The organism is Thalassotalea sp. Y01, assembly GCF_012932945.1.
Classification (GTDB): domain Bacteria; phylum Pseudomonadota; class Gammaproteobacteria; order Enterobacterales; family Alteromonadaceae; genus Thalassotalea_A.
In genome coordinates this window covers 1-307 of record NZ_JABBXG010000035.1, presented here as the reverse complement: position 1 = coordinate 307, position 307 = coordinate 1, and the positions used below count along the sequence as shown (strand labels likewise).

Sequence of the window (307 nt, the reverse complement as noted above, 5' to 3'; positions counted from 1 at the left end):
TCGAACCCCTGTTACCGCCGTGAAAGGGCGGTGTCCTAGGCCTCTAGACGAACGGGACACAGAAATCGCTTTACGAATCGTTGATTCGTATTTTTATGTAAGCAGTCAAATTTTTCTACGTAAAATTTGATTCATCCTACACTGCAATGCTATGTGTCTGGCATTTAAGCCGGGCACTAAGAACTTGTTCACTTTTAGTTGACAAAATAAATTGGCATCCCGTAGGGGATTCGAACCCCTGTTACCGCCGTGAAAGGGCGGTGTCCTAGGCCTCTAGACGAACGGGACACAGAAATCGCTTTACGAA

The 307-nt window shown here is 46.3% G+C and carries 1 tRNA gene; it reads right to left on the bottom strand.

Going from position 1 to position 307, the window contains the following annotated elements:
• Positions 1-212: 212 nt before the first annotated feature.
• Positions 213-288: transfer RNA gene (locus tag HII16_RS16715), tRNA-Glu, on the bottom strand.
• Between the last annotated feature and the right edge of the window lie 19 nt (positions 289-307).